6 protein-coding genes are annotated in these 8,539 nt (G+C 38.7%); all 6 read right to left on the bottom strand.

The genetic code is table 11. The features are described 5' to 3' along the window. Positions 1-458 precede the first annotated feature (458 nt). The 6 genes from ATS76_RS18945 to ATS76_RS18920 all read right to left on the bottom strand — a co-directional run bounded on the left by ATS76_RS18945 (position 459) and on the right by ATS76_RS18920 (position 8,509). Positions 459-1,556, bottom strand: coding sequence for a Fic family protein (locus tag ATS76_RS18945; RefSeq protein WP_058553343.1), 1,098 nt, complete (start codon positions 1,554-1,556; stop codon positions 459-461). A gap of 1,206 nt (positions 1,557-2,762) precedes the next feature. Beyond that, positions 2,763-3,968, bottom strand: a complete 1,206-nt coding sequence (locus ATS76_RS18940; protein WP_058553342.1) for a type II toxin-antitoxin system HipA family toxin — start codon at positions 3,966-3,968, stop codon at positions 2,763-2,765. Further along, positions 3,958-4,257 (bottom strand): helix-turn-helix domain-containing protein, encoded by a 300-nt coding sequence (locus ATS76_RS18935; RefSeq protein ID WP_058405273.1) that lies wholly within the window; start codon positions 4,255-4,257, stop codon positions 3,958-3,960. Before ATS76_RS18935 ends, ATS76_RS18940 begins: the two co-directional genes overlap by 11 nt. 948 nt (positions 4,258-5,205) lie before the next feature. Next, a complete protein-coding gene (locus ATS76_RS18930) occupies positions 5,206-6,273 on the bottom strand; it encodes a hypothetical protein (protein ID WP_058553341.1) in 1,068 nt (355 codons plus the stop codon). A gap of 96 nt (positions 6,274-6,369) precedes the next feature. Then, positions 6,370-7,500 (bottom strand): DUF1570 domain-containing protein, encoded by a 1,131-nt coding sequence (locus ATS76_RS18925; RefSeq protein WP_058553340.1) that lies wholly within the window; start codon positions 7,498-7,500, stop codon positions 6,370-6,372. A gap of 109 nt (positions 7,501-7,609) precedes the next feature. Then, positions 7,610-8,509: an NYN domain-containing protein gene (locus tag ATS76_RS18920; RefSeq protein ID WP_058553339.1), complete on the bottom strand. Its 900-nt coding sequence runs from the start codon at positions 8,507-8,509 to the stop codon at positions 7,610-7,612. Positions 8,510-8,539: the final 30 nt, after the last annotated feature.

The following is an 8,539-nucleotide window of genomic DNA, read 5'->3' as shown; positions in this document are numbered from 1 at the left end:
AGCGCAAAGCGCCTCGGTGTGCTCTGTGGTGATATTTATTTTAAATAACAAGAAGCTGCCGCTTCTAACGTGAGCAAGCTCTACGTCTACAAAAACAAACTAAAATACGCCTGTCACGTTGGCTGCTCATTTACTCCTCATTCGCTTCTCTTTGTGCATTAAAGATCTAAAAGCCCATTAATCACAATGAGTTTAAGACACGCTGCGCTTTTAGCGAAATGATTGTGCTTAATAACGGGAAACTTTACCTCTAAAGAAAGTAAGCTCGATGTCTATAATTAAATACCAGCGCTTGCAACAAACACCGTAGGCGCAAAGCTTGCTCGCGCGAAAAGCAAAGCTTTTAAATTACGGACGAAAGTTTACCTTTCGCTTTAATTAAAGCATTCAGCACTACTCGTTTAACTTAAATACACCTGTTTGCCTCAACCAATGAGTCAAATAGCCATTTAATTGCCTCATTGAGCAACTTTGTAACGTGTACTGCGCCCACCGGCAGCTGTTTTTGTTATGAAACCTAATGTTTGTAAATCGGCTAAATGCCGTGTTGCAGTCGCACGACTGACTTTCGCTACCTTTTGATACTGACTGGCACTAATTCCGTGCTCAAATTGGCCATCGAGTAATTTATTAATTACTTTTACTTGTTGCTCACTTAGTTTTGTTTGCTTTTTACTTGCCCAGTAATTGGTTTTAAAAACTGTTTGCTCAATGTTTTTAAGCGTATGGTGTATCGCATTATTAAGCGTACATAAAAACCATTTGATCCACTGTGTAATACAAAGCCCACCACGCTGTGTGGCTTCTAACACCTCGTAGTAGCTTTTTCTATCGCCTAAAATAGCCACCGACATAGCGTAAAACCGAATAGACTGAGCATACTTTTGTGCTAAAGCCAGATCGGTTATAAGCCGTGTTATTCGCCCGTTACCATCTTCAAGCGGATGTATTGTTACAAACCATAAGTGTGCGATAGCAGCACGAATAAAAGGGTCTATTTGTGGATCGTTTTGCGTGTTGTTGAACCAATCAAAAAATAGCGACAGCTCTTTGTTTATTAACTTTTTAGGTGGCGCTGTAAAATGTAATACCGGTTTATCTAAACGCCCTGATACAACCTGCATTGGCTCGTCACCACGCAACTGCCCACCCTCAATATTAATAAACAAGCTTTGCTTATCAGCAAATAGTAAACGATGCCAGTTAAGCACCCTTTCTAAACCAAGCGCTGAATCTGTGTTAGTTATTGCATCAAGCATAATTTCTGCAAGGTTGTCGCTTTGCACTGTTGTGGGATAAGGCTTCTCGTTAATATTGAGCTTTTTAGCGAGCGAAGAGCGAACCGAAAATGCATTAAGCTTTTCGCCCTCAATCGCACTAGAGTGAATAATATTTGCTAATAAAGTATCAAGAGCTTGCTGCTTTTGATGCGCACTTTGCACGCCCATACGGCCCACTAATAAGCCATGGTTATATGAAAGTTCCCTTAGTAAGGGAGCAAGCGCCGCATCATCCCACGTAAAGTTTGGCCAGTTTTGTTGTTGCCATATCCACATAGTCTTTAGCCCTTAAGTTAGTTAGCTTCAGTCTATATGATTTAATCGCCTCATTCAATGAGGCGATTAATAGCATTAATTGCCTCATTGTTTTGCAAGCACCATCGCTTTTTAAATTATAGGCAACCGTAATTTAAATATTTGTATATGCAATTTTACTTCGCGCTTTGATTTTTAACCGTAAGCGCCGTGTATTCGCCGTCTAAGGCGAAGTCGCGCCTTTGCCAATAAGCTACGATCCTAACGTGAGCAAACTCCACGTCCACAAAAACAAACTAAACATTGGCTTTGCCCTACTCATTTACTCCTCATTTTATTATCTTTGTGCATAAGGGTCTTAAAAGGCCATTGATCACATCAAGGCTAAATTTACTGGTAGACGCGCTTTGCTTTCGTTTAAAAGCAACGCTTTTACTTATGCTATAAAAGTGATTGTTTCACCACCGAGAAGTGAAGGAGAAGACCAGGAGAAGTGACCAAACCAATATTTTTAACTCAGTGTAGCGCGAAGCGCCTCGGTGTGCTCTGTGGTAATAAAACATCACTTAACACCGTCACTTTGGCTGCTCATTTACTCCTCATTTTGTTCTCTTTGTGCATTAATATTTTAAAAGCCAATGATTCACAAAGAGTTTAAGAGACGCTGCGCTTTTAGAGTGAGTGAAAAAGCCCATTATTTACAATGCCGTGGCTGAATTGACCTGTAGACGCGCAGCTTGCTGGCGTTTAAAAGCAACGCTTTTACTTATGCTATAAAAGTGACTAACCAATATTTTAAACTCTGTGTAGCGCGAAGCGCCTCGGTGTGCTCTGTGGTGATAAAAGATCACTTTACCCTGTCACGTTGGCTGCTCATTTACTACTCATTTTGTTCTCTTTGTGCAATACGGTTTTAAAAGCCCAATTTCACAAAGAGTTTAAGAGACGCTGCGCTTTTAGAGGTAGGGATTAAGCAATTTGATAAATGGCTGCGTATGCAAACTCGACGTGTAAAAACCGAAATTGAACATTAGTTCTGCCCTTCTCATTTACTCCTCATTTTATTCTCTTTGTGCAATACGGTTTTGAAGCAAATGATTCACAATGAGGTCAAGAGACGCTGCGCTTTAGAGGTAAAACTAGGTAATCAGATAAATGATTGCATGCGCAAACTCGGCGTGTAAAAACCTAAACTAAACATGGCTTTGCCCTATTCATCATTCCTTATTAGGTTATAACAGGTATAACGCTTTCTAAGCGCTTTATGTCAACCTCACTAATATTAGCGAAGCGTTTGAAATGAGCCGGCCATTGGCGAACATAACACTCAATCTCAGCAATAATTTTTTTTGCCTGAGCATTATTTAAACCAAAGCGTTTAGCTTGCGACAGAATATTATCGATACTCGCATAGCGGCCATCATCACCAAGCCCTAAGCCATGCTGCTTTGAATTATTAATTGGAGTAATATCGTAAGCAGGGCTCATGCGCCACGCTTGCTCAACAAAATTATACAAAAATGCATGGTTACGGCTGTGGTCATCTGTATTACCTATAAATACATTAAACACCATTCGCCTAAACAGCTCAGTAGCATCATCAGCAAATTCACCTGTGTGGTGGCGAATAAACTCAGCCAATTCAGCGTAACTATAGTAAGTTGCTAAATCGCTTAACGCGACTTTAGGTTTTTGTAGCAAGCTATTAGCGCTCAAAAAATGATGAGTTGGCAAGCCATCACTTACATCGAAACGTTCAACTAACAACACGTCACCATTTTCTGTTTCATGAATACAGGTATTTGCAGTGCGAATACCCAATTCACTAGCCATACACATAGCGCCATGCTCAGCCCTAACTAAATTGAACAAATCGTCATGACGATTAAATTTTGCCAAATAAAGTTTATCGCCAATTTTTACTGATGTTTTAGGCCTTGCACCACCCATACTTTGGCCAAACTCAAACGCTTTTTTTGCCTCGAGTGAAATAGCCTTATCAGCGAGTAAATCGTCTTTAGCTTGATCTAAAAACGCTAAATCGGCTAACGTATTTTTATTAGTTTTATGCTTTGATGCACTGCGCGACAAACTAAAAACCAAAGCGCCTACACCATAACCAGACCCAGCTAGTAAAAACTCGAGCTCATTTTTTGGCCTAGTATTATGTAATGATAATATAAGCTTGCGGCCCCAAGAGTCAGCGCCGGCGTCACTTAATACGCCAAATATACCTTTATTCGCCGAATAACTAACAATGCCAGGCTTTAACGGTAAGTGCACCGGATCAAGAGCAAACGCATCTGCTCGTGCAAGGTAACTTTTACCGTAATTAAACTCCCCTCGGCCTGTTTGTGTGTTTAGCTTAAAAAAACCACAAATAATAGGGCTATCTTCCAAACCATCAATAAAAACATAAGCCTCAGAAGTCATCATTAACCTCCTGAGTTTTACGGCCTTTACGCTGCCTGGCATTATAACCACCAGCATCTGCAACCAACTCATTAACCTCGTCTAACAGCGAACCTTGTAGCTGAAGAGCAACTAAAGCCTCAAACAAAATATCGCTTTTTACCACCTCGCCTTGCTCAAGTTTTTGTACCGTTGAACGAGATACACCTATCATTTTAGCAAACGTACTTTGGGTATAATGTAAAGTGCGGTGCTGACGAATTAAATCACCCAATCGATTCGCCAATTTTAACGCTTGCTCAGATCTCATAAATGCACACTTAGTCAGTCATTAACATGCTAATGATTACTTTAGCAGTATTTAAATTGTTTGCAAGATGCTTTAATTTAATACAAAGCAGGTTTAAAACAACGCCCAACAAAACAGCCCAGTGCTTTGCATTGGCCTGACCTTAAACTTACTAATACGAAAGCAAATAACTTAAGCCTACTTACTTTGGCTACTCATTTACTCCTCATTCGCTTCTCTTTGTGCAATGCGATTTTAAAAGCCCAATTTCACAAAGAGTTTAAGAGACGCTGCGCTTTTAGAGTGAGTGAAAAAGCCCATCATTTACAATGCCGTGGCTGAATTGACCTGTAGACGCGCTTTGCTTTCGTTTAAAAGCAACGTTTTACTTATGCTATAAAAGTGACTAACCAATATTTTAACTCTGTGCAGCGCAAAGCGCCTCAGTGTGCTCTGTGGTAATAAAAGATCACTTACCCCTGTCACTTTGGCTGCTCATTTACTCCTCATTTTGTTCTCTTTGTGCATTAGGGTCTTAAAAGGTCATTGATCACATCAAGGCTAAATTTACCTGTAGACGCGCAGCTTGCTGGCGTTTAAAAGCAACGCTTTTACTTATGCTATAAAAGTGACTGACCAATATTTTAACTCTGTGTAGCGCGAAGCGCCTCGGTGTGCTCTGTGGTAATAAAACATCACTTAACACCGTCACTTTGGCTGCTCATTTACTCATCATTTTGTTGTCTTTGTACCATTAAAGCCCTAAAAAGCCATTATTCACAAAGAGGCTAAGACACGCTCCGCTTTAAGAAAAGTGATCAAGTGACTCGTGATTAAAAAACCAATAAATCAAGTGGCTCGGCTCTTCTCATTTACTCCTCATTTTGTTCTCTTTGTGCATTAAGATTTGAAAAAGCCCACTGCTTATATAAACGAAAGCACCCCGCGCTTTTAAATCAACGCCACAACTTAATAAACAGGAATAAACTCGCCCTTAACCTGCTGCGATGCCTTAAACCACACCAAATACGCCTGCTCGTAATCTATAAAATAGGTAGAAAGCGCATTTAAAATCACCTCATTCTCAAGCGTATTACACTGATTTTTAGCCTCACCCTGCACAATCGCCTTTAACAACCTTCTGCCATGCTTATGCTGAATAAAAAACGCCAACCAATTATTCGCATTTGCGTATAAATCGCCACGGTAAGACTGCTGCTCCCACAACGATTCTGAATCAATTAACGACCTAAATTCCATATACGTACGGCGCACACGGTTAGTAGGAATAGCAATAGCCCGGTTAGTTTTATAAATCAGCGTATTTTCAAAAACCTCAGCTATTCCCTCGTTTAACCACCTAGGGGTACTGCCAATTAAATTAAAATTAATAACATGCATTGCCTCGTGTATGGCTACGCGCAAACTACCTTGCGGATCGGCCGGGTCAAACCTCACCAACGCCGTATTATTTTTACCAAAATAAATTCCCGCATTGTTGCTTGGTAAAGCCCCAAAGCGCGACACATAATCGTCGTAATAATGATTAGGTAATACAACCAAGTTCATTAAAATGGGTTTGTCGGGGTATAAACCAAATAAGTTTTGATACTTCTCGTATGCTTCAAACAAACGAATACGCAGCGTTTTATGGTAATCGCTATTTACATTAGGGGTAATTAATTTAACCGTCGTATATGGCCCAATATCAAACGTTTCGCTAGTGAAATCGAGATTATCGTTTAATTGCGACAACTCACTTTGCGCGTATTCAAGTTCTTCTGGGTCGTGCACCAACTCGCAACTATTTTGTTGCACTGGAGCAGCTTTTGGCTGGGCTTTAGCTTTATTGGCTACATTACCAACACGCTTATTATTAACAGTTTCAGTAGTATACACATGCGTATAACTCTCAGCACTTTGGGCTTTATGCGTGTCATTATTTACTACAATCACAGCAGTATTAGGTTTATAAAAAAAGTGTAAAATCAGCAGTATTACAGCTAACAACACTACATGACGTGTTTTTATTTTCATTAAATTAGCCCGGCATAATAGTTAAACCACAATACTTAAAAAATAAAACTCACACCAGAGCTAACGCTAAAAATAGCTAAAGTGTCATTTTACGTATTAAAAGTTATGCGTCTTAAGCGGTGTTTTTAACCTCTCAGAATAAACCTTACTAAAATCAGGAAACTGTAAATACAGCATGTTTTTTAACTGCTTTGGCTGCAATTTATTACATGGCGACTCTTGCTCGGCCAGCATTATATTTTTAAGCAATAACCTACCCTGTGATGAGTCCATCAAAAAGTAAATTGCCGCCCAACTACTTGCGTATAATTTGCTCGTATTTTGTTGTTTCCACGACTCTTCTAAACCAATTAGCCTACTCATATTAAAAACACCTTTCGCGAGTCTATTATTTATTGTCCACGAAGTATTAGGCTCTACAATACCGGTTTGCATGTGATTTTTAGTAATTTCAAAGTACTCTGCAAACCCTTCATTTAACCACCTAGGCGTATAACCTAGTACCGCTTTATTAATGGCATGAACGGCTTCATGCACCGCTGTACTCATTGCATTTTGCGCATTTCTATACTCTATAAACGCAGAGTTACTAGCATGAAAATACATACCCACTGTGTTCGTAGGGTCGCCACCGCGATGCTTAATAACCGCCTCATAAGCGCTCCTAGTGGGCAAAACAGTCAAATTTAACTTCACTTTTTTAAGTGCATGTACTCCTATTATTTGACCATAAACTTTAAAAACAGTATTGAGCTTTATGCGTAAATCTTGGTTAAACGACGAGGGTAACTTTGGGGTGTTTAAAGTTAAGTCAAAGTAATCGAGCGGAGCTTTAAAACCTGAATCATACGTTGCGACCGCAAAGTTGGGTTTTTCATCGGTAAAGTGCACAACGCCTTGGCTATCTGTCCACGTATAAATATCGCCATTGCGTTCATATTTAACTTCCCCTAAAGAGGTATCTATACACCGAGTAGTATCGGCCTGCGGAAAATGAAAGTCAGTAGATGTTTTATTTCCCTGAACTTTAATAGCAGTTTTATTTATTGCTGTTTTTGTTACTGAAGGTTCTAAATTTTGTGTGCTTAAACGTTTATAAATGCGTTTAACTTCACCAACCGGATCGTAAAAATTAAATACACGCCCCGTTAAATGGTTAGCCACTAAACCACAGGCAATTACAAACACAAAAAACATAAACACCACACGCCATTTAGTTTTAAACATAATTACGGTTTTCCTTTCCACTGTACTTCAAACAATGCTTTTTGTTTAAATGGTATTCATTAAAAAAATAAAATGAATACATAGCTAATATTTTTCCGTTATTCATTTATCAAATATTACTCATAATATTCAAAACACTAATAGATTTACTACCGTTTTTTTGACAACCCTTATCAAAATTTGGCAAATTAAAGCTTACAGAACTTCCTTCTTCAAAATTATCATCACTCAACTCACTAACTTTAAAATGAAAATCACCATATTCTGATGTTATGAAACCAAAGCCTCTGTTTATATCAAGCTTACGAATAACACCTTTTATATCTTCTCTTTTAACCAAATTTTGTTGTTTAAATAGTGATATGAAGCAGCGATCATGCCCCTCTTCTATAATTTTAAAGAGGTTTGGCTTATCTTTTATAAGTGCTTTTAAACTGTGTGCATTGTAATTCCTATAGTCAAAAGAGGAATCCAATACCTTAAGAGAACTACCCAAGTCACCTAAATAAACAGGTTCATTGCTCTGAGCACAACGCATATAAGCATTAACTAGTAATGTATTTATATCTTTAGCAACGCCTGCTTTTGTTAAGTTTTTTGTAAATACAAAATTATGGCATGCCTTTACAAAGCGCTCTGGAGTTCTTTCGTTGCCTATTGCCATAACGTGTAAACCCTTTTCCCTGATACGCTGCGCTAAGCTATAAAACCCTCCATCACTTGACACAATACATACTCCATTTATGCGTTGATTATTATTTATTAACTCAATTGCATCCATCACTAATGCATGATCTGAAGCATCTTTACCATATTGAAATTGTTGCTTTGGGCTCGAAGCTGTTTTATGTAAGATTTTTTGCCAGTTACAATGTCTTGTTGATGTCCAGTCAGCATAAACCCATTTGATTGCCACCGTTCCATATTTTTCTACTTCTTCAAGAAGTGATGCATACTCCGTATGGGAAGCATTTTCACCATCAACTAAAACAGCAAATGTTAAACTCATTTTTTAATCCTTAAATAAATATAAAGAGCT

The sequence above is a fragment of the Pseudoalteromonas sp. 10-33 genome (assembly GCF_001469195.1).
GTDB lineage: Bacteria > Pseudomonadota > Gammaproteobacteria > Enterobacterales > Alteromonadaceae > Pseudoalteromonas.
This window is presented reverse-complemented; position numbering and strand designations above follow the sequence as displayed.

Bases quoted from the DNA above. Each gene is read 5' to 3' on its own strand.
- ATS76_RS18945 (WP_058553343.1), bottom strand. From the start codon at position 1,556: ATGTGGATATGGCAACAACAAAACTGGCCAAACTTTACGTGGGATGAT.
- ATS76_RS18940 (WP_058553342.1), bottom strand. From the start codon at position 3,968: ATGACTTCTGAGGCTTATGTTTTTATTGATGGTTTGGAAGATAGCCCT.
- ATS76_RS18935 (WP_058405273.1), bottom strand. From the start codon at position 4,257: ATGAGATCTGAGCAAGCGTTAAAATTGGCGAATCGATTGGGTGATTTA.
- ATS76_RS18930 (WP_058553341.1), bottom strand. From the start codon at position 6,273: ATGAAAATAAAAACACGTCATGTAGTGTTGTTAGCTGTAATACTGCTG.
- ATS76_RS18925 (WP_058553340.1), bottom strand. From the start codon at position 7,500: ATGTTTAAAACTAAATGGCGTGTGGTGTTTATGTTTTTTGTGTTTGTA.
- ATS76_RS18920 (WP_058553339.1), bottom strand. From the start codon at position 8,509: ATGAGTTTAACATTTGCTGTTTTAGTTGATGGTGAAAATGCTTCCCAT.